At 46.6% G+C, this 20,414-nt stretch carries 22 protein-coding genes and 1 pseudogene; 15 read left to right on the plus strand and 8 right to left on the minus strand.

Annotated features, from left to right (window positions below; all coding sequences use genetic code 11):
• The first annotated feature begins 67 nt into the window (after positions 1-67).
• Positions 68-709 (plus strand): orotate phosphoribosyltransferase, encoded by a 642-nt coding sequence (gene pyrE, locus QEN31_RS00565; RefSeq protein WP_000806167.1) that lies wholly within the window; start codon positions 68-70, stop codon positions 707-709.
• Positions 710-786: 77 nt separating this feature from the next.
• On the opposite strand, the gene slmA is transcribed toward pyrE, so the two are convergent.
• The 3 genes from slmA to coaBC form a co-directional block, all read right to left on the minus strand.
• On the minus strand, positions 787-1,383 hold the full coding sequence (gene slmA / locus QEN31_RS00570; protein WP_000818607.1) for a nucleoid occlusion factor SlmA: 597 nt from the start codon (positions 1,381-1,383) through the stop codon (positions 787-789).
• A 107-nt stretch (positions 1,384-1,490) separates the two neighbouring features.
• A complete protein-coding gene (gene dut / locus QEN31_RS00575; protein WP_000976078.1) occupies positions 1,491-1,949 on the minus strand; it encodes a dUTP diphosphatase in 459 nt (152 codons plus the stop codon).
• On the minus strand, positions 1,927-3,147 hold the full coding sequence (gene coaBC / locus QEN31_RS00580) for a bifunctional phosphopantothenoylcysteine decarboxylase/phosphopantothenate--cysteine ligase CoaBC (protein WP_000050176.1): 1,221 nt from the start codon (positions 3,145-3,147) through the stop codon (positions 1,927-1,929). Before coaBC ends, dut begins: the two co-directional genes overlap by 23 nt.
• Before the next feature lie 175 nt (positions 3,148-3,322).
• On the opposite strand from coaBC, the gene radC reads away from it, so the two are divergent.
• From radC to mutM, 4 genes are all read left to right on the plus strand, one after another.
• Positions 3,323-3,988 carry a RadC family protein gene (gene radC, locus QEN31_RS00585; RefSeq protein ID WP_052944296.1) on the plus strand — a complete coding sequence of 222 codons (666 nt, stop codon included), beginning with the start codon at positions 3,323-3,325 and terminating at the stop codon, positions 3,986-3,988.
• A 217-nt stretch (positions 3,989-4,205) separates the two neighbouring features.
• Positions 4,206-4,442 carry a 50S ribosomal protein L28 gene (gene rpmB / locus QEN31_RS00590; RefSeq protein ID WP_001519051.1) on the plus strand — a complete coding sequence of 79 codons (237 nt, stop codon included), beginning with the start codon at positions 4,206-4,208 and terminating at the stop codon, positions 4,440-4,442.
• A gap of 20 nt (positions 4,443-4,462) precedes the next feature.
• Complete coding sequence (gene rpmG, locus QEN31_RS00595; protein WP_001051798.1) at positions 4,463-4,630, plus strand: 50S ribosomal protein L33; 168 nt, start codon at positions 4,463-4,465, stop codon at positions 4,628-4,630.
• A 97-nt stretch (positions 4,631-4,727) separates the two neighbouring features.
• On the plus strand, positions 4,728-5,537 hold the full coding sequence (gene mutM / locus QEN31_RS00600; protein WP_001114508.1) for a bifunctional DNA-formamidopyrimidine glycosylase/DNA-(apurinic or apyrimidinic site) lyase: 810 nt from the start codon (positions 4,728-4,730) through the stop codon (positions 5,535-5,537).
• A 26-nt stretch (positions 5,538-5,563) separates the two neighbouring features.
• Here mutM and coaD read toward each other — a convergent pair whose 3' ends face one another.
• Together coaD and waaA are read right to left on the minus strand one after the other, a co-directional pair.
• Entirely contained in the window at positions 5,564-6,043 is a 480-nt protein-coding gene (coaD, locus tag QEN31_RS00605; RefSeq protein WP_001171884.1) for a pantetheine-phosphate adenylyltransferase, read from the minus strand.
• Positions 6,044-6,051: 8 nt separating this feature from the next.
• On the minus strand, positions 6,052-7,329 hold the full coding sequence (waaA, locus tag QEN31_RS00610; RefSeq protein ID WP_000891582.1) for a lipid IV(A) 3-deoxy-D-manno-octulosonic acid transferase: 1,278 nt from the start codon (positions 7,327-7,329) through the stop codon (positions 6,052-6,054).
• 407 nt (positions 7,330-7,736) lie between these two features.
• On the opposite strand from waaA, the gene rfaQ reads away from it, so the two are divergent.
• The 10 genes and pseudogenes from rfaQ to QEN31_RS00660 all read left to right on the plus strand — a co-directional run bounded on the left by rfaQ (position 7,737) and on the right by QEN31_RS00660 (position 17,103).
• Positions 7,737-8,807, plus strand: coding sequence for a lipopolysaccharide core heptosyltransferase RfaQ (gene rfaQ / locus QEN31_RS00615; RefSeq protein ID WP_072104898.1), 1,071 nt, complete (start codon positions 7,737-7,739; stop codon positions 8,805-8,807).
• Positions 8,804-9,928 carry a glycosyltransferase family 4 protein gene (locus tag QEN31_RS00620; RefSeq protein WP_001261581.1) on the plus strand — a complete coding sequence of 375 codons (1,125 nt, stop codon included), beginning with the start codon at positions 8,804-8,806 and terminating at the stop codon, positions 9,926-9,928. Before rfaQ ends, QEN31_RS00620 begins: the two co-directional genes overlap by 4 nt.
• A complete protein-coding gene (gene rfaP, locus QEN31_RS00625) occupies positions 9,921-10,718 on the plus strand; it encodes a lipopolysaccharide core heptose(I) kinase RfaP (RefSeq protein WP_099949588.1) in 798 nt (265 codons plus the stop codon). The genes QEN31_RS00620 and rfaP overlap by 8 nt, the downstream gene beginning before the upstream one ends.
• 55 nt (positions 10,719-10,773) lie before the next feature.
• Positions 10,774-10,935, plus strand: a pseudogene (locus QEN31_RS00630) (glycosyltransferase family 8 protein); the annotation flags it as partial.
• Between the two features lie 117 nt (positions 10,936-11,052).
• On the plus strand, positions 11,053-12,132 hold the full coding sequence (gene waaB / locus QEN31_RS00635; RefSeq protein ID WP_052944293.1) for a lipopolysaccharide 1,6-galactosyltransferase: 1,080 nt from the start codon (positions 11,053-11,055) through the stop codon (positions 12,130-12,132).
• 5 nt (positions 12,133-12,137) lie between these two features.
• Positions 12,138-13,151 (plus strand): lipopolysaccharide 3-alpha-galactosyltransferase, encoded by a 1,014-nt coding sequence (gene waaO / locus QEN31_RS00640; protein WP_000088475.1) that lies wholly within the window; start codon positions 12,138-12,140, stop codon positions 13,149-13,151.
• Between the two features lie 17 nt (positions 13,152-13,168).
• A complete protein-coding gene (rfaJ, locus tag QEN31_RS00645) occupies positions 13,169-14,179 on the plus strand; it encodes a lipopolysaccharide 1,2-glucosyltransferase RfaJ (protein WP_023200955.1) in 1,011 nt (336 codons plus the stop codon).
• 22 nt (positions 14,180-14,201) lie between these two features.
• Positions 14,202-14,900 carry a lipopolysaccharide core heptose(II) kinase RfaY gene (gene rfaY / locus QEN31_RS00650; RefSeq protein ID WP_052944292.1) on the plus strand — a complete coding sequence of 233 codons (699 nt, stop codon included), beginning with the start codon at positions 14,202-14,204 and terminating at the stop codon, positions 14,898-14,900.
• Positions 14,901-15,049: 149 nt separating this feature from the next.
• Positions 15,050-15,859: a 3-deoxy-D-manno-oct-2-ulosonate III transferase WaaZ gene (gene waaZ, locus QEN31_RS00655; RefSeq protein WP_000536017.1), complete on the plus strand. Its 810-nt coding sequence runs from the start codon at positions 15,050-15,052 to the stop codon at positions 15,857-15,859.
• Positions 15,860-15,957: 98 nt separating this feature from the next.
• On the plus strand, positions 15,958-17,103 hold the full coding sequence (locus QEN31_RS00660; RefSeq protein WP_000591819.1) for a lipopolysaccharide N-acetylglucosaminyltransferase: 1,146 nt from the start codon (positions 15,958-15,960) through the stop codon (positions 17,101-17,103).
• Between the two features lie 56 nt (positions 17,104-17,159).
• Here QEN31_RS00660 and rfaL read toward each other — a convergent pair whose 3' ends face one another.
• The 3 genes from rfaL to rfaF are packed head-to-tail and all read right to left on the minus strand — an operon-like array spanning position 17,160 to position 20,413.
• The gene (gene rfaL, locus QEN31_RS00665) at positions 17,160-18,374 is read right to left on the minus strand and encodes an O-antigen ligase RfaL (protein WP_000958463.1); all 1,215 of its coding nucleotides are present in this window, start codon (positions 18,372-18,374) and stop codon (positions 17,160-17,162) included.
• A 39-nt stretch (positions 18,375-18,413) separates the two neighbouring features.
• Positions 18,414-19,367: a lipopolysaccharide heptosyltransferase RfaC gene (gene rfaC / locus QEN31_RS00670; RefSeq protein WP_001264622.1), complete on the minus strand. Its 954-nt coding sequence runs from the start codon at positions 19,365-19,367 to the stop codon at positions 18,414-18,416.
• Positions 19,367-20,413 carry an ADP-heptose--LPS heptosyltransferase RfaF gene (rfaF, locus tag QEN31_RS00675; RefSeq protein WP_000699196.1) on the minus strand — a complete coding sequence of 349 codons (1,047 nt, stop codon included), beginning with the start codon at positions 20,411-20,413 and terminating at the stop codon, positions 19,367-19,369. The genes rfaC and rfaF overlap by 1 nt, the downstream gene beginning before the upstream one ends.
• Between the last annotated feature and the right edge of the window lies 1 nt (position 20,414).

Below are 20,414 nucleotides of genomic sequence, written 5' to 3' on the forward strand. Positions count from 1 at the left end.
CTGAAAAGTCGCCTTTTTTTTGTCCGTAAATTTCGTAAATGATGAAAGTAAGAAAAGGAGCGAATCCATGAAACCGTATCAGCGCCAGTTTATTGAGTTTGCGCTTAACAAGCAGGTACTAAAGTTTGGCGAGTTTACGCTGAAATCCGGGCGCAAAAGCCCCTATTTCTTCAACGCCGGGCTGTTTAATACCGGGCGCGACCTGGCGTTGTTAGGCCGTTTTTATGCCGAAGCGCTGGTGGATTCCGGTATTGAATTTGATCTGCTGTTTGGCCCCGCGTACAAAGGTATTCCGATCGCGACGACGACGGCGGTTGCGCTGGCGGAACATCACGATAAAGACCTGCCGTACTGCTTTAACCGCAAAGAGGCAAAAGATCATGGCGAAGGCGGGAGTCTGGTGGGCAGCGCGCTACAGGGCCGCGTGATGCTGGTGGATGACGTGATTACCGCAGGTACGGCGATTCGCGAGTCGATGGAGATTATTCAGGCGCACGGGGCTACGCTGGCTGGCGTACTGATTTCGCTGGATCGTCAGGAACGTGGCCGCGGCGAGATTTCCGCGATTCAGGAAGTGGAGCGCGACTATGGTTGTAAGGTTATCTCCATCATTACGCTGAAAGACCTGATTGCCTATCTGGAAGAAAAACCTGATATGGCTGAGCATCTGGCGGCTGTGCGAGCATACCGGGAAGAATTTGGCGTGTAAGCGAATTGCCCGGTGGCGCTTTACCGGGCTTATGTTTCTGTCGCCTGGATAAGGCGTGAGCCTCTATCCAGCCAGCGTTACTGTAGCTGAGCGGCAATGAGCGGCCAGCGGGCGTCGAAATCGTCCGTTGGGCGGTATTTAAATTCGCTACGTACGAACCGTGAAAGCATCCCTTCACAGAAGGCTAACAGTTGGCTTGCCAGCAGATTTTCATCCGTCGTGTAGCCTTCGCCTTCACGCATTCTTTTTTCTCGTAGCACCTGGCGGAGCTGCGCTTCGATGCGTTCAAAAAGCTGATTAATGCGCCCCTGCAGGCGATCCTGTTCAAACATCAGCGCGTGCCCGGTAAGAATGCGCGTCAGGCCAGGGTTGCGTTCGCCAAAACCCAGAATCAGCAACACAATCAGGCGCAAACGCGTGCTGGTGTTTTTTTCATCTTTTAAAATCAGATTGATACGGGTAATCAGACTATCTTCGATAAACTCAATCAGGCTATCGAACATGCGGGTCTTGCTGGGAAAATGGCGGTATAGCGCCGCTTCGGAAACGCCGACCGAAGCCGCCAGTTTTGCCGTCGTGATGCGTTGGCTTCCATCGCTGGATTCAAGCATCAGCGCCAGTGACTGAAGTATTTCTTCGCGACGATTCCTTTTCGCAGTTTGTTTTTCTGCCATGTTACAAAATACCCCTGAAAATAAGCACTTGCCAGGCGAGCACCCACGCTATAACCGCAAACTCAGCGCTTGCGGCAGTATTATGACGTTATGGGGATGCGTAAAATTTACTTACGGCCAGAATGACCGAAGCCGCCCTCGCCACGTTCGGTGGCGTCAAATGCTTCCACCAGATTAAATTCGGCCTGAACGACCGGAACAAACACCATTTGCGCGATACGTTCGCCCGGTTCAATGGTAAAACTGTCCTGACCACGGTTCCAGATCGAAACCATCAGTTGCCCCTGATAATCGGAATCAATCAGCCCGACCAGGTTGCCCAGCACGATACCATGTTTATGGCCCAGGCCCGAACGCGGCAACATGACTGCCGCCAGTGATGGATCGGCGATATGAATGGCCAGTCCGGTAGGTACCAACGTCGTTGCGCCAGGCGCCAGTTCTACGGCGTCGTCGAGACAGGCGCGCAGGTCAAGCCCGGCAGAACCAGAAGTAGCATAAGTCGGCAGCGGAAACTGCTGACCAACACGCGGGTCCAGAATCTTAACGTCGATTTTTTTCATCATAACGGGTCACGATCTCGTCGAGTAATAATTGGCCCAGGAGTTCTTTTCGCTCAAGCGGTAAGACTTTATCTCCATCCTGCCAGAAAAGGTGTAAAGCGTTTTTATCGCTATTAAATCCTTGATTTGAAAGTGAAACATCATTTGCACAAATCAGGTCAAGGTTTTTACGGATACGTTTTTGCCGGGCGTATTCTTCCACATTATTCGTTTCCGCGGCAAACCCAACAACGTAGGGTCGATTGTCACTGAGTGCGGCCACCCCGGCGACAATGTCCGGGTTTTTGACCATTTTTATTAGTAATTCATCACCTTGCGCCGCCTGTTTTTTGATTTTTTCACTGGCGATAGTCTCTGCGCGATAGTCAGCCACGGCGGCGCAGCTAATGAAAATGTGCTGCTGTTGAACGGCGGCCTGAACAGCGGCTTCCATGTCCAGCGCGGTTATGACATCAACCCGTTTTACAAAAGGCGGCGTCGGTAACGAAACGGGACCGGAGACCAGCGTGACATTTGCGCCGCGACGCGCTGCGGCCGCCGCAATAGCGAAGCCCATTTTACCGGAGCTGTGGTTGGAAATATAACGCACCGGGTCGAGCGGTTCGCGCGTCGGGCCTGCCGTAATCATGATATTAAGATGTCGCAAATCGTTGACGGCAGCGAAATGCGCGGCGGCCTTATCAACGATAACTAATGGGTCCAGCATTCGGCCTGGGCCTACATCGCCGCACGCCTGACTGCCGCTATCCGGCCCCCAAATGAACAGGCCGCGAGAGGCGAGCACCTCCAGATTATGTTGCGTGGCGGCAGCGCGGTACATCTGTTGGTTCATGGCCGGAAGAACGGCCACCGGGGCTGGCGTCGCCAGGCAGATGGTGGAGACTAAATCATTAGCCATACCCGATGCTACACGGGCGATCAGATCGGCGGTCGCGGGAGCAAGAATCACCAGGTCGGCCCATTTCCCCAACTCGATATGCCCCATCGCAGCTTCGGCGGCAGGGTCAAGCAGACTGTCGGATACGGGATAGCCCGACACTGCCTGTAAGCTCAGGGGGGTAATAAAGGCTTTTGCCGCCTCGGTCATTGCCACGCGCACGTCAGCGCCGCGCTCACGTAAACGGCGCACCAGCTCCGGCGTTTTATACGCAGCGATACCGCCGCTAACGCCGAGAACAATTTTTTTACCGGCCAGGCTCATCATGTCTTTCCTGTTGGGTGACTTTGAAAGGCGGCTATTTTATCACAATCTCTACGGCGTCGTGTCTTTGCCTGCGCTCCACTTTGCGAGGCGCTACGCAAGAACAAAATCGGGGCGTCGATCTCTCCCAAAGGCTGTGCCACTATGCCGCTTCCTTAAAAAAGGAGGTGCGCGTATGGATACGTTGGACGAATTATTACCGCGTGAAAAAATGCTCAGATCCGGCATTGCTTCCCTCAGCGATGTGGAGCTGCTGGCGCTTTTTTTACGTACCGGCACGCCGGGAAAAGATGTTATGACGTTGGCAAAAGAGATATTGCAGCACTTTGGGTCGCTGTATGGCCTGCTGTCGGCGGACTTTGCGCAGTTTCGCGGCGTAAACGGCATCGGCCTGGCGAAATTCGCGCAGTTGAAAGGCATTGCTGAGCTGGCAAGGCGCTATTACAGCGTGCGCATGAATGAGGAAAGTGCGTTGCTGAGTCCGGAAATGACGCGGGAATTTCTGCAAAGCCAACTGACGGGCGAAGAGCGTGAGATCTTTCTGGTGATCTTCCTTGATGCCCAGCACCGGGTGCTTCAGCACAGCCGCCTGTTTTCCGGCACGCTTAACCACGTAGAGGTGCATCCGCGTGAGATTGTTCGGGAAGCGATTAAACTCAATGCTTCAGCGGTCATTCTGGCGCATAACCACCCTTCAGGCTGCGCAGAGCCAAGTAAAGCAGATAAACTTATCACTGAGCGCGTGATAAAGAGTTGCCAGTTTATGGATATCCGGGTGCTCGATCACCTGATAATTGGGCGCGGAGAGTACGTTTCTTTTGCCGAACGCGGCTGGATTTAAGATTCTTTGCGCGATCCATCGGGATCTTTGTCTGTTCGGGACTTGAGCATATCGCCGGGTCAGCGTATACTACGCCACCTTTGAGAATCTCGGGTTTGGCATTTGGGCCTGGCAATCGAGAGTTCAATAGAACTGCGCGATGACCAGGCTGTAAAGCCTGACGAGGCGCCGATACCCCATACGAAGCTCGAGCTAATTTGATTTTTGGAGAATAGACATGTCCCGAGTCTGCCAAGTTACTGGCAAGCGTCCGGTGACCGGTAACAACCGTTCCCACGCACTGAACGCGACTAAACGCCGTTTCCTGCCTAACCTGCACTCTCACCGTTTCTGGGTTGAGAGCGAGAAGCGTTTTGTCACCCTGCGTGTATCTGCTAAAGGTATGCGTATCATCGATAAAAAAGGCATCGAAACAGTTCTGTCTGAACTGCGTGCCCGTGGCGAAAAGTACTAAGTACTAAGAGGAAATAAATCATGGCTAAAGGTATTCGTGAGAAAATCAAGCTGGTTTCTTCTGCTGGTACTGGTCACTTCTATACCACGACGAAGAACAAACGTACTAAGCCGGAAAAACTGGAACTGAAAAAATTCGATCCAGTTGTCCGTCAGCACGTGATCTACAAAGAAGCGAAAATCAAATAATTCTCGCTTTGATGTAACAAAAACCTCGCTTCGGCGGGGTTTTTTGTTTTCTGGCCGTCCCCATATTAATGAGACCTGCCACACAGCCGGAGACGTTATGCCTGAATTACCCGAAGTTGAAACCAGCCGCCGGGGTATTGAACCCCATTTAGTTGGCGCTACTATCCTGCACGCCCATATCCGTAACGGTCGTCTGCGCTGGCCGGTTTCAGACGAAATTTATCGTCTGAGCGATACACCCGTCCTTAGCGTTCAGCGTCGTGCTAAATATCTACTGCTGGAGTTGCCTGACGGCTGGATAATTATTCACCTGGGGATGTCGGGAAGCTTGCGGATACTGCCGGAAGCGCTGCCGGCGGAAAAGCACGACCATGTCGATTTGGTGATGAGCAACGGCAAAATTCTACGTTATACCGATCCTCGCCGCTTTGGCGCCTGGTTATGGACCAAAGAGCTGGAAGGGCATAACGTACTGGCGCATCTGGGACCGGAGCCGCTAAGCGATGAGTTTAATGGCGAATATTTGCAGCAGAAATGCGCGAAGAAGAAGACGGCGATTAAACCCTGGCTGATGGATAACAAGCTGGTGGTCGGCGTGGGGAATATCTACGCCAGCGAGTCGCTGTTTGCCGCTGGTATTCACCCTGACCGCCTGGCGTCGTCACTCTCGACAGAGGAGTGCGATCTGCTGGCGCGGGTGATTAAAGCCGTTTTGCTGCGCTCTATTGAACAAGGCGGGACAACGCTGAAGGATTTTCTGCAAAGCGATGGGAAACCGGGCTATTTTGCGCAGGAGTTGCAGGTGTACGGGCGCAAAGGCGAGCCGTGTCGGGTATGCGGTACGCCGATAGTCGCAACGAAACACGCACAGCGTGCGACGTTCTATTGCCGTCACTGTCAGAAGTAAAACGCCAGGCCGGCAAGGAAGGATACTTATTTCAACTTATCCATTAGCGCCTGATGCACATTGTCCGGCAGAAAGTGGGTCACATCGCCCTGATGGCGCGCCACTTCTTTGACCAGCGACGATGAGATAAACGACCACTCTTTGGACGGCATCAGAAAAACGCTTTCCAGTTGCGGCATCAGATGGCGATTCATATGCGCCAACTGCATTTCATATTCAAAATCCGCCACCGCGCGCAGACCACGAATCAGGATATTCGCCTGTCTGTCGCGGGCGAAATTGGCCATCAGGTCGCTAAAGCCCACCACCTCTACGTTACCCAGGTGTGCGGTCGCTTTTTGCGCCAGCGCCACACGTTCGTCCAAGGTGAACATGGGTTTCTTGCCGGGGCTGGCGGCGATGGCCAGAATGACATGGTCGAACATCTGCGTTGCGCGCGTCACAATATCGAGATGACCGTTAGTAATCGGATCAAACGTACCTGGATAAATCGCCCGTTTTTGCATGACAGTCCTCAATGCGTTTTCGGTGGCAGATAAGGTTCCAGCAGTTGCAGCAGACGCTGGAGCGCGCCCTGATTTTGATACAGCACTTCAACTGCGTGACGTCCGTAGAAATTACGATAATCAGCGTCGGTCAGTAAAGAGGAAACTTCTTTTGCCAGCGTAGCCGCATCGGTAATCGTGATAAGTCCGCTCGCCTGATCCAGACGGGCGCAAATATCTTTAAAGTTAAAGGTATGCGGACCCATCAGTACCGGAATCGCATGAGCGGCGGCCTCCAGCGGGTTATGACCGCCGCGTTCAACCAGCGAACCACCAACAAAGGCGAGATCGGCAATGCCATAGAGCAACATTAATTCGCCCATGGTATCGCCTACCACGACCTGAGTGCTGGCGGACGGTACTTCGCCCGAAGAGCGAGTGATGTAGCTTAACCCTGCCTGGCGCACAAGATTGATAGCATCCGGGAAACGCTCCGGATGGCGGGGCACCAGAATCAGTAATAAATTCGGGAATTGATGTAATAACGCCTGGTGAGCGGCGATAACAATACTCTCTTCGCCATCGTGGGTGCTGGTGGCAATCCAGACCGGACGGTGCGGCGCCCACTGGCGGCGTAGCGTAACGGCTTTAGCCGCCAGCTGCGGCGTAACTGAAATATCAAATTTCAGACTGCCGGTGACCGTGACCTGATTGTTCTTCGCGCCCAATGCCACAAAGCGTTCGCCATCTTCTTCGTTTTGCGCGGCAATCAGGGTGATACGGCGCAGGAGCGTACGGACAAACTTGCCAAGCTTCGCATAACCCGCGGCGGAGCGGGCGGAAAGCCGCGCATTAGCGATAACCAGCGGAATATGACGTTTGTGCAGCGCAGCAATCAGATTTGGCCAGAGCTCAGTCTCCATGATCAATACCAGCTTAGGATCAATCTTATTGAGGAAACGATTGAGCGCATCGGGCAAATCATAAGGTAAGTAAACGTGCTGAACATCGTTGCCAAAGGCAGACTGGACGCGCTCCGAGCCGGTCGGCGTCATGGTCGTTACGGTAATAGGCAGATCGGGATAGCGATGACGTAGAGCGCGGACCAATGGGATGGCCGCCAGAGTTTCGCCCACCGAGACGGAATGCAGCATGATTCCGCCCGGTTTCAACGGACGGCGGTAGAATCCGTAGCGTTCACCCCAACGTTTACGATAGGCCGGCGCTTTACGTCCACGCACCCAAAGCCGTATCCAGATCAGAGGCTGAATAAGGTAGAGAAGAGCGGTGTAAAGCAATTCGAGCATAGTAAATAGCTGACTTATGGATGTGCTGGGGATTCTATGTATTTAGCCTGGGCTTTACCATTACTTTTCCCATTTTTGCGCCAAATTGGCTCAGAAGCGAGGATTCCAGGCGCTGAACCCCATTATTTTTGCATTTTTACGCAATCCATTGAAATTTGCCGCCCTTGTCGCCCCAGACAATGGGAATGACCATTCACAAGAGAGGGATAAATTAATATCTCTTTGAATTTATGATTAAAAAAATGATTGTGTATAAAAATTATTCGTATCGGATTGCTGCGAAAGAAGTGTTACACTAGCGCATCTAAAATGAGTGCGGTATTAGCCATCGGGTTGCTGTGAGCCTGGGGCGGTAGCGTGCTTTTTTCTGCTTATTTATCCGGACAATTTCAACCAAAGAGTCGCTTGTGGAAAAGCCATTTCGAAGAATTCTGATTATAAAAATGCGTTTTCATGGAGACATGTTACTTACCACTCCTGTCATCAGCACGCTGAAGCAGAATTATCCCGATGCAAAAATCGATGTGCTTCTTTACCAGAACACTATACCGATATTGTCGGAAAATCCGGAGATTAATGCACTCTACGGCATCAGTAACAAAGGCGCAGGAACAAAAGAGAAGATCAAAAACGCGCTATCGTTAATCAAAAAATTGCGTGCTAACTCGTATGATCTGGTCGTCAATCTCACCGATCAGTGGAGCGTGGCGCTTATTGTGCGTTTTTTAAACGCAAAAATAAAAATCTCGCAGGATTTCGGTAATCGTCAGTCTGCTTTATGGAAAAAGAGCTTTACGCATTTAGTACCTTATGCGGGAGAACATGCTGTTGATCGCACATTATCCGCGCTAAAGCCGTTAGCGCTAAAACAGTATGTCACGGAAACCACCATGAGCTATCGCCCGGAACATTGGGAAAACATGCGACAACAGCTCAAACAACTTGGTGTGATCCGACAATATGTTGTTATTCAGCCTACGGCACGGCAGCTATTTAAGTGCTGGGATAATGATAAATTCTCGCAGGTTATTGATGCCGTGCAGCGCCGCGGTTATCAAGTTGTACTGACGTCAGGCCCGGCCGCAGACGAGATGGCCTGCGTGGATGCTATTGCACGCGGCTGTGAAACAAAACCGGTTACTGGTCTGGCGGGTAAAACTCGCTTTCCTGAATTGGGCGCGTTGATTGACCATGCGGATCTCTTTATCGGCGTTGATTCGGCCCCTGGTCATATTGCCGCAGCAGTCAAAACGCCGGTCATTTGCCTTTTCGGCGCGACGGATCATGTGTTCTGGCGTCCCTGGACCGACGACATCATTCAGTTTTGGGCAGGAAATTATCAGCCGATGCCTGAACGGCATGAGCTTGATCGTAATAAAAAATACCTTTCCGTGATTCCGGCTGAAGATGTTATCGCCGCGACGGAAAAAATGCTGCCGCATGAGGCACGCGCCATAGATTTGGACAGCCTGCTATGAGAGTTGCCTTTTGCTTATATAAGTATTTTCCTTTTGGCGGTCTGCAGCGTGATTTTATGCGCATTGCCCAAACCGTGGCGGCGCGAGGGCATCAGGTTCGTGTTTATACTCAGTCATGGGAAGGGGAATGCCCGGATAACTTTGAATTAATCCGCGTGCCGGTTAAATCCCGGACGAACCACGGTCGTAACGCAGAATATTATGCCTGGGTGCAACACCATTTGCGCGACCATCCTGTCGATCGGGTGGTTGGGTTCAATAAGATGCCAGGCCTTGATGTGTATTACGCCGCAGACGTGTGTTACGCCGAAAAAGTCGCACAGGAAAAAGGTTTTTTCTATCGCCTGACATCACGCTATCGGCATTATGCTGCTTTTGAACGCGCCACGTTTGAACACGGCAAGCAGACGCAACTATTAATGCTGACGAATAAGCAGATTGCTGACTTCCAAAAACATTATCAGACTGAAGCGGAGCGTTTCCATATTCTTCCTCCGGGGATTTACCCGGACAGAAAATATAGCCAACAGATCCCGAACAGTCGTCAAATTTATCGTCAGAAAAATGGTATCTCAGAACAGCAAAAATTACTGTTGCAAGTAGGGTCTGACTTCACCCGTAAAGGTGTGGATCGCTCTATTGAAGCGCTGGCATCGCTACCCGAATCTTTACGGCAAAATACGGTGCTCTATGTTGTCGGGCAGGATAAGCCGAAGAAGTTTGCAGCACTGGCTGAAAGAAGCGGCGTCGGCACGAATGTGCATTTTTTCTCCGGACGTAATGATATCGCGGAGTTAATGGCGGCAGCCGACCTTTTACTGCATCCAGCCTATCAGGAAGCTGCAGGTATTGTTTTGCTGGAAGCCATTACTGCTGGTTTGCCGGTGCTGACAACTGCGGTGTGCGGTTATGCACATTATATTGTGGATGCCAACTGTGGCGAAGCGATGACTGAACCATTCCGTCAGGATGCGCTAAATGAGGTTTTACTCAAAGCGCTGACACAGCCTTCCTTACGCAACGCCTGGGCTGAAAATGCGCGGTATTATGCTGATACCCAGGATTTATACAGCTTACCGGAGAAGGCCGCAGATATTATTACAGGTGATTTAGATGGTTGAGCTGAAAGCGCCGTTAACCACACTATGGCGCGGTAAAGATGCTTTTGAGGAAGTGAAAACGTTACAGGGCGAAGTGTTCAGAGAGCTGGAGACGCGTCGAACATTGCGGTTTGAGCTGGACGGCAAAAGTTACTTCCTGAAGTGGCATAAAGGCACTTCGCTGAAAGAAATTGTGAAGAACCTGATTTCGTTACGTATGCCTGTTCTGGGCGCTGACAGAGAATGGCACGCCATTCATCGTCTACATGAGCTGGGCGTTGATACGATGCACGGCGTTGGTTTTGGTGAAAAAGGCGTAAACCCGCTAACCAGAACATCATTTATTATCACCGAAGATTTAACGCCTACCATTAGCCTTGAAGACTACTGTGCTGACTGGGCTGTTAATCCACCGGACGCGCAGGTGAAGTGGATGATCATTAAGCGTGTTGCGACTATGGTACGTAAAATGCACGTCGGGGGAATTAACCATCGCGACTGTTATATTTGCCACTTTCTTCTGCATTTACCTTTCACTGGTCGCGAAGAGGATTTAAAAATCTCCGTAATCGACCTGCATCGCGCGCAGATACGCCAGCGTGTTCCCCTTCGCTGGCGTGACAAAGATTTAATTGGGCTTTATTTTTCTTCAATGAATATTGGCCTGACTCAGCGAGATATATTCCGGTTTATGCGTGAGTATTTCTCTCTCCCCCTGCGAGAGATTTTGCAAAAAGAATCGGGGTTGATTCATCAGGCAGATGTTAAAGCCGCTCGAATTAAAGAAAGAACAATAAGAAAAAATCTGTAATTATAATAATTATGCACTCAGTGAGTAATTTATGAGTGAGACAAGGATAGACAGAATGTCTGACATTAAAAGTTATATTTCAAACCAAAAAAACATAATTCAACATGATGATTTTTTTGGAAAAAGACTGGACATTGCTCTTTGCTTTGATCATGGTTTTATAATGCCAGCAGGTGTGGCAATATATTCCATTATCGAAAATAATAAAGATATTGAATACTCCTTAAAGCCAAAAGAGAAATGTCAGGTAAAAATTACTCTATAGGATTATATTACTATTTTTGCTATTTAATATCTAAAGTCTTTAGATTAAGGTTTTAACTCTGGGGTATATATGAAAATAGCATTTATTGGCGAAGCGGTATCTGGTTTTGGAGGGATGGAAACCGTTATTAGCAACGTTATCCATACGTTTGAAAATAGCTCTCCGAAGATCAACTGTGAAATGTTTTTCTTTTGTCGTAATGACAAAATGGATAAAGCATGGCTAAAAGAGATTAAATATGCGCAATCATTCTCAAATATAAAATTAAGTTTTCTTCGTCGAGCTAAGCATGTTTATAATTTTAGTCAATGGATGAAAGAAACGTCACCGGATATTGTGATATGTATTGATGTCATCTCATGTCTTTATGCCAATAAAGCACGAAAGAAAAGTGGTAAACATTTTACTATTTTCTCGTGGCCGCATTTTTCGCTCGACCATAAAAAACATGCAGAATGTATAACGTACGCGGATTATCATCTGGCCATCAGTAGTGGTATTAAAGAACAGATGATGGCACGGGGTATCTCAGCGCAAGATATTAGCGTCGTTTATAATCCTGTCTCTATTAAAACAATCATTGTGCCGCCGCCTGAGCGCGATAAACCCGCTGTATTTCTCTATGTAGGGCGTCTTAAATTTGAAGGGCAGAAAAGAGTTAAAGATCTATTTGATGGCTTAGCTCGTACGACAGGGGAATGGCAGCTACATATTATTGGTGATGGCTCAGATTTTGAAAAGTGCCAGGCCTATAGTCGGGAGCTTGGTATTGAGCAGCGTGTGATCTGGTATGGTTGGCAAAGCGCGCCGTGGCAAGTTGTACAGCAAAAAATAAAAAATGTCACCGCGTTACTACTTACCTCTGCGTTTGAGGGATTTCCTATGACCCTGCTGGAAGCAATGTCATATGGAATTCCGTGTATTAGTTCTGATTGTATGTCTGGCCCGCGCGATATGATTAAACCCGGTTTGAATGGTGAGCTTTACACCCCGGGGGCTATAGATGATTTTGTAGGACACCTTAATCGTGTTATTTCTGGTGAAGTAAAATATCAGCATGATATTATTCCCGGCACGATTGAGAGATTTTACGATGTGCTATATTTTAAAAATTTTAATAATGCAATATTCTCGAAATTACAAAAGTGATCACTATGAGCAGAAAATATTTTGAAGAAGAAGTCATTCAACAGACTTTAGATTATAACTATGCACAACATAGTGATGCTGCTAAATTTAATATAGCTTATGGGATTGATAAAAACTTTCTTTTTGGCTGTGGTGTCTCTATTGCATCGGTTCTCCTCGCTAACCCAGAGAAGGCGTTAGCTTTCCATGTTTTTACCGATTTCTTTGGCTCTGAAGACCAGCAGCGATTTGAGGCATTAGCAAAACAGTACGCTACGCAGATTGTTGTTTACCTAATCGACTGTGAGCGCTTAAAATCGCTACCCAGTACCAAAAACTGGACCTATGCAACATACTTTAGATTCATTATCGCCGATTATTTTTCAGATAAAACAGATAGAGTACTTTATCTGGATGCAGATATTGCATGTAAGGGGAGTATTCAGGAACTTATTGATCTTAATTTTGCTGAAAATGAGATTGCGGCTGTCGTTGCTGAAGGCGAGTTGGAATGGTGGACTAAGCGCTCGGTTAGCCTGGCAACGCCTGGGCTGGTTTCTGGCTATTTTAATGCCGGTTTTATTTTAATTAACATACCTCTTTGGACCGCAGAAAATATCTCTAAGAAAGCGATTGAAATGCTAAAAGATCCAGAGGTAGTACAGCGCATAACGCACCTTGATCAGGATGTATTAAATATATTGTTAGTGAATAAAGCGCGTTTTGTTGATAAAAAATTTAATACACAATTTAGTCTTAACTATGAATTAAAAGATTCAGTTATTAATCCAGTCGATGCTGAGACTGTATTTGTTCATTATATCGGACCAACGAAGCCCTGGCATAGTTGGGGGGCTTATCCTGTGTCACAATATTTTTTGCAGGCTAAGAGCAACTCACCATGGTCTCATTGTGCACTTTTAAATCCAGTCACTAGCCATCAGTTACGTTATGCGGCAAAGCATATGTTTAATCAGAAGCATTATACTTCGGGTATAAATTACTATATAGCCTACTTTAAACGTAAACTTCTTGAATAAAACCCATAGGTGATGTAATGGATTCATTTCCTGAGATAGAAATAGCTGAATATAAAGTTTTTGATGAAAGTAATAATAATGATAATAACGTATTAAACATTTCTTATGGCGTTGATGAAAACTATCTTGATGGTGTGGGGGTATCAATCGCTTCCGTTGTATTAAACAATAATATCCCGCTCGCTTTTCACATTATTTGTGACTCATATTCTCCGTGTTTTGTAAAATATATAGAGCGTTTAGCCGTACAGCATCACATAAAAATTTCTCTTTATCTTATTAAAGTAGAAAGCCTTGAAGTATTGCCCCAAACTAAAGTATGGTCGAGGGCAATGTATTTTCGTTTATTTGCTTTCGATTATCTCAGCAAGAAGGTTAACACCTTACTTTATTTGGATGCCGATGTTGTATGTAAAGGATCTTTGCAAGATCTTCTACAGCTTGATCTGACAGAGAAGATTGCTGCGGTAGTAAAAGATGTTGATTCCATCCAGAATAAGGTAAATGAGAGATTAAGCGCATTTAATTTACAAGGTGGTTATTTTAACTCCGGCGTGGTTTTTGTTAACCTGAAATTATGGAAAGAGAATGCCTTAACTGAAAAGGCATTTTTACTTCTGGCAGGTAAAGAAGCTGACTCTTTTAAATATCCCGATCAGGATGTTTTGAATATTCTCCTACAGGATAAAGTCATTTTTCTACCGCGACCATATAATACCATTTATACTATCAAAAGCGAGTTGAAAGATAAGTCACATAAAAAATATAGCAATATAATTAAGGATAATACTATTTTAATTCATTATACGGGCGCTACAAAACCATGGCATGCCTGGGCAAATTATCCTTCAGTTATCTATTATAAAAATGCACGACTGAACTCGCCCTGGAAAGATTCTCCTGCAAAAGATGCGCGTACCATAGTTGAATTTAAGAAGCGATATAAACATCTTCTCGTGCAGGGGCATTATTTTAAAGGCCTTCTGGCTGGAAGCGCATATCTTTATCGTAAACTTTTCCACAAATAATTCCCCTCCCTAAATCTCCATTATGATTATTGAAAAAAAGATTAAAAACTATACCGTCTTTGTCAAAAAAGACGGTGAAAAATATATTGAGATATTCAAAGATTTTCTATCTTATAATCATCAGGTTATTAAAGTCTTCCGTAATATAGAAGATACAAAAGTTGTATTGATTAATACAGACTACGGAAAATATATTCTCAAAGTATTTAGTCCAAAAGTAAAAAATACTGAACGCTTTTTCAAATCGTTAGTAAAAGGAGATTACTACGAAAAGCTTTTTCATCAGACAGATCGCGTGCGGCGCGAGGGGTTTACGGCGCTTAATGATTTTTACCTGCTGGCGGAAATTAAAACATTACGCTATGTAAAAACATACGTGATGATAATTGAGTATATTGAAGGTATTGAACTTGTTGATATGCCAGAAATTTCTGACGAGGTGAGAGGGAAAGTCAAACAGTCGATATATTCTCTGCATCAGCATGGTATGGTTTCGGGCGATCCCCATAAAGGTAACTTTATCCTGCAAGGCAATGAGATCAGAATTATTGATTTGTCCGGAAAAAGACCTTCCAGACAACGAAAAGCAAAGGATCGTATTGATTTAGAAAGACATTATGGTATCAAAAATAATGTGAGAGATATCGGATTTTACTTATTGATTTATAAGAAAAAACTCCGAAATTTATTGCGTCGTATTAAGGGTAAGGAAAAACGCTGATCAATGTAGCACGTTTGGTTTAATTTAAGGGGTTGACTGACTTTTATTTGCTGCAGCGTTATGACATAATTGAGAGAATTTGAGATGTAATATTAGTTATTGAATATAACATTTATTTATAGGTTGCATGATAAACATACGAGTTTTTTATGGGCAGCGTTAACTTCATAACTCACGCCGATGTTCTGCAACTTATTGCGAAAAGAACGGCTGAAGATTGTATTATTTTTCTTTCTGGTCCTACGTCCAGAAAGACGCCGCTGTCCTTGTTACGAATGAAAGATGTCATTGCAGTCAATGGTTCTGTTCAATATTTGCTAAACAATAACGTCAAGCCATTTTTGTACCTTCTGACGGATGTTCGCTTCCTCCATCGTCGGCGCGAAGATTTTTATAACTTTAGCCGTAACAGTCAGTTCACTATCGTCAATCTTGATGTGTATGAACAGGCTTCAGTGGATGATCAAAAATATATTGAAGAAAACTGTTTAATTATTCGCTCCTTTTATCGCCGAGAAAAAGGGGGCTTTTTAAAGAAAATTAAATTTAATATCCTCAAGCGGGTTCATAAAGCATTACTTATTTCAGTTCCTCTTTCGAAAAGAGGGCGACTGGCTGGATTTTGCAAGGATATCAGCATCGGGTATTGCTCTTGCCATACTATTGCTTATACCGCTATTCAGGTTGCCTATTCCCTCAAGTATGGCCGTATTATATGTTCTGGGCTTGACTTAACAGGGAGTTGCCCACGTTTCTATGACGAATCTACCAGCCCTATGCCATCTGAGCTTAGTAAAGATCTGTTTAAAATACTGCCATTTTTTACTTTTATGAGAAAAAATGTGAGTGATTTAAATATCTTTAATTTATCAGATGATACTGCAATTCATTACGATATTATTCCATATATTACAGCCTCGGAACTTGAGGATGAAATATATTACGATAAAATTGTCTAGACACAGATAAATCATTATTTTGCGTTGCTTCGGCACGCATTTCTTTTTTTATAACATTTCTTTTTCTATAAAGTTAACTATTCTGGATTATAGCTATTATGATTAAAAAAATCATATTTACTGTTACTCCTATATTTTCAATTCCTCCTCGTGGTGCGGCTGCGGTAGAAACCTGGATTTACCAGGTTGCAAAACGACTATCAATACCGAATGCTATTGCTTGTATAAAGAATGCTGGCTATCCTGAATATAATAAAATAAACGATAACTGTGATATTCATTACATCGGGTTTAGTAAAGTTTATAAGCGTCTTTTTCAGAAATGGACTCGTCTCGACCCGCTACCCTATTCCCAGCGCATCCTTAATATTAGAGATAAAGTGACTACCCAGGAAGATAGCGTCATTGTTATTCATAATAGTATGAAACTGTATCGGCAGATCAGAGAGCGCAATCCGAATGCAAAACTGGTTATGCACATGCATAACGCATTTGAACCAGAACTTCCTGATAATGATGCAAAAATTATCGTGCCCAGTCAGTTTCTTAAAGCGTTTTATGAAGAAAGATTGCCCGCCGCTGCTGTTAGTATTGTGCCTAATGGTTTTTGTGCTGAGACTTATAAAAGAAACCCACAAGATAATCTTCGTCAGCAATTAAATATTGCGGAAGATGCCACCGTTCTCTTGTATGCCGGGAGAATTTCGCCTGATAAAGGCATCCTGTTGCTTTTGCAGGCGTTCAAACAATTACGTACCTTAAGAAGTAATATTAAACTTGTCGTTGTTGGCGACCCTTATGCAAGCCGCAAGGGTGAAAAAGCAGAGTATCAAAAGAAAGTACTGGACGCCGCAAAAGAGATTGGAACGGATTGTATTATGGCTGGGGGGCAATCTCCTGACCAGATGCATAACTTCTATCATATAGCCGATCTGGTTATTGTGCCATCTCAGGTTGAAGAAGCATTTTGCATGGTGGCTGTAGAAGCGATGGCAGCAGGAAAAGCGGTTCTTGCCAGCAAAAAAGGGGGGATTAGCGAATTTGTGTTAGATGGCATAACGGGCTATCACCTCGCAGAGCCTATGTCGAGCGACAGTATAATTAATGATATTAACCGTGCGCTTGCTGATAAGGAACGCCACCAGATTGCCGAAAAAGCAAAATCCCTGGTGTTTTCAAAATACAGTTGGGAAAATGTAGCGCAGCGTTTCGAGGAACAAATGAAAAGCTGGTTTGATAAGTGATTGAGTTCTGATGATGAAAAACGCGCTGATACCGTAATAAGTATCAGCGCGTTTTTTTATCTATTTCTTAGCGCCAGCAGAAAACCAGTAATGATACCAATTTGAGCAATATCGACCTGTTCAAAATTGCCACGAACGATATAAAAACCGACGAAAGATAAAAATAGCAAGAGATGAGCATTGTAGGGGCTTATCTCTACTTTCCTGAAGGTAGAGCTGGCTGTTTCCCTGATGATAGCGCCATATAAATAGGCCAGGCTCGCCAGACCTAATATGCCTGCACTAAACCAGATGTACAGAATGGTATTATGCGGACCGATAGATTCTTTAAAGGTCCACGTTGGATAATCGACAACGCGTTTATTATAAACACTATCATACACATCATTACTATAGCCGTAGCCCTTGATCGGGTTTTCCTGAATCAGTATCCACGCGGTGCCCTGCGTTCCGTTAGTATAACGATATGAGCTATCTGTCTGCTGTAATTTATACAGTAAATGTTCTGGGTCTGGTTTGTTATTATGTTGAGTGATAACCAAAGCGCCGATAATGGCTAATAAAATGGCACCAACTCCTATTAACTTCCATTGGCGGTTCAGTATTGCCCACAGAACACCAACTATAAGCACCGCCAACCATGCCCCTCGCGATAGGGTTCCCAGGATAAAGAAAAGGTAGATGGCGCTAAGCACCAAAAAAACCAACTTAATTGCATTTTTTCTAAACAGCCAAATATTCAATAATGCTGGAAATAAGAAAACCATGGAATCGGACATATGTCGATGCGCATAGCTTATGAATGGCATAATCCCTTTATTATAGTCCTCGATATACAGAATACTCTCTGCAAGGCAGCGAAGTCCTAAACTTGTTAAAAAGGAGAAAAGTACTATTTTCGCAACCGTTTCTTTTGTTTCATCTTTTAATAGTACGGGAATTAATAAAGTATATAATAAGAAACCCTCCAGTACCGTATTTTCAAATTCCTTGAAACTTTCTTTCATATCTGGCGATATGAGTATGGAATAAACAAGGATTAATGATAATACTGCTACGCTATAAAATACGCTATTTTTGAAAAGAGGGGGGAAACTTTTCGGTGAGCGTGAGACCTGATAAATCGCGGTGATAACCATAAGTATGATTATCAAATGTTTATAACGCGTAATACCATCCAGAAAATACGTGGCAACAAAAAGAAAAACCAGCGCTTTATTCCAGATCGGCTTCCATTTCTCTTTATTTAACGTTAATGATGTGGTTAGCATCTTTTCTCCACAATAGGTTTGGGATGAGACAGAGTCTCTTTAATGAATCTTTCCAAATACGCTTGTGGCATCTAAATTCGCCAGGTTCTGTTCTGGTGAGCAGCATGCCATTTGGTTCTTCCCATAACCTCCAATTAACCCAGGGTCCGTTGGGCCATATAGCGTAATATTCGGTCTGTCGAGCGCGGCGGTGAGATGGCTCAGGCCGGTATCAACCGATACGACAAATTTTGCGCCAGCCAGCACTCTGGCGACCTCCTCCAGGCTCATGCGCGGTAACACATCCACATAGTCAAAGCCTTCGGCCAGTCGTTTAGCCCGGGCCTCCTCATGAGGCGCGCCCCAGGGAAGCTTTATCCGTAATCCGGTGTTGCCCACCAGGCCGATAAGCTCGCGCCAGTTTGCTTCCGGCCAGTGTTTATCATCGCGGGTCGTGGCATGTAAAAACACCGCATACGGATCGCTAACCGCCTGCTGGCAATGCAGAAAATGTTTTGCGATGGCATAATCGCCCTGCGACTGCGGTTTATCGTATCCCAGGCTTTTGGCGAACAGCTCGCGCGTCCGTTCAACCGCATGTTGTTGCTTTGCGATATGGTGTTTACGGTTATAGAACAGGCTGGCCAGCGGTTCGCGGGCGGTACTCCAGTCCATACCGTGCTTTATCCCATGCGCCAGACGCGTCACCAGCGCCGCGCTTTTTACCAGCCCCTGCGCATCAATCACAGCGTCGTATTGGTTTGCGCATACCGCCCGACGAAAGGCTGTGCGTTCCGCTTTGATGGGCGCGGAAAACCAGGCCTTGCGCCAACGGCGAATAGCGACGGGAATCACGCGATCGACAGCACTGTGCCAGGACGGAATTTGTGCAAACCCTTCTTCGACAACCCAATCAAATTGAATCCCCGGAATCGCCTGTTGCGCGTCGGTAAGCGCAGGCAGGGTATGTAATACGTCGCCCATCGATGATGTTTTAACGATCAAAACCCGCATTAAACGCCCTCTTCCGACAACAGCGAATGAAGCTCTTCCAGAACCCGCTGCGGCGTGATATCGATCAGGCTCTGGTGATAGCCTTGCGCCGTATCGCCTTTACGCACTTTGTGATAACCCGTAATGAGACGAATCACCCGGGCCTTATGAGACAGCGGTGGCGTGAAATCCGGGCTACTTGGGCCATATAAGGCGACCAGCGGGCGGTCGAGCGCCGCCGCGACGTGCATCAGTCCGGAATCGTTAGTGACGATGGCTTTACAGGCGGCTATCAGAATGACGGCCTGTTCCAGCTGGGTTTCCCCCGCCAGGTTGCGACACCATGCCTGCTGCTCGCTATTCAGCGCCGCCAGGATCTCATTTCCGGCTTCATGGTCTTTTGCCGAGCCAAACAGCACGACCTGATACCCTTCGTTAATGAGCTGTTTTGCCAGTTCGGCGTAGTGATAGTGCGGCCAACGTTTTGCCGGGCCAAATTCCGCGCCGGGGCAAAAGCCGATCAGAGGACGTTCAGAAGATAGTGAAAAGTCGCTGCACATCAGCGACTTTTCACCCTCGCTAACCTGGAGCTGTGGCCAGAGTAGCGGCTGCGGCAGATCTTTCGCCGTGCGCATCACGCCCTTGTCATAGGCCAGCGCCACGTAGCGCTCTACCATCAGTGGCCAGGCGTCTTTATCAAGGACGCGCGCATCGTTCAGCAGGCCATAGCGCATTTCGCCGCGCCAGCCGGTACGGTGCGGGATATTGGCAAAGAAAGGAATCAGCGCCGATTTAAACGAATTTGGCAGCACCCAGGCGCGATCGTAGCGCTTCTCTCGCAGGCTATGGCCCAATCTGCGACGCTCGCCGATTTCCAGCGCGCCGTGGCCCAGCGGCATGGGTATCGCCTCGTTAACTTCCGGCATACGCGATAACAACGGACGGCACCAGGCGGGCGCCATCACGTCGATTATCGCCTGGGGATAGCGCGCTTTAAGCGTGCGATAGAGACTTTGCGACATCATCATGTCGCCCACCCAGGACGGGCCAATGACCAAAATTTTCATA

Source organism: Salmonella sp. SA15303 (genome assembly GCF_029962125.1).
GTDB classification, from domain to species: domain Bacteria; phylum Pseudomonadota; class Gammaproteobacteria; order Enterobacterales; family Enterobacteriaceae; genus Salmonella; species Salmonella enterica.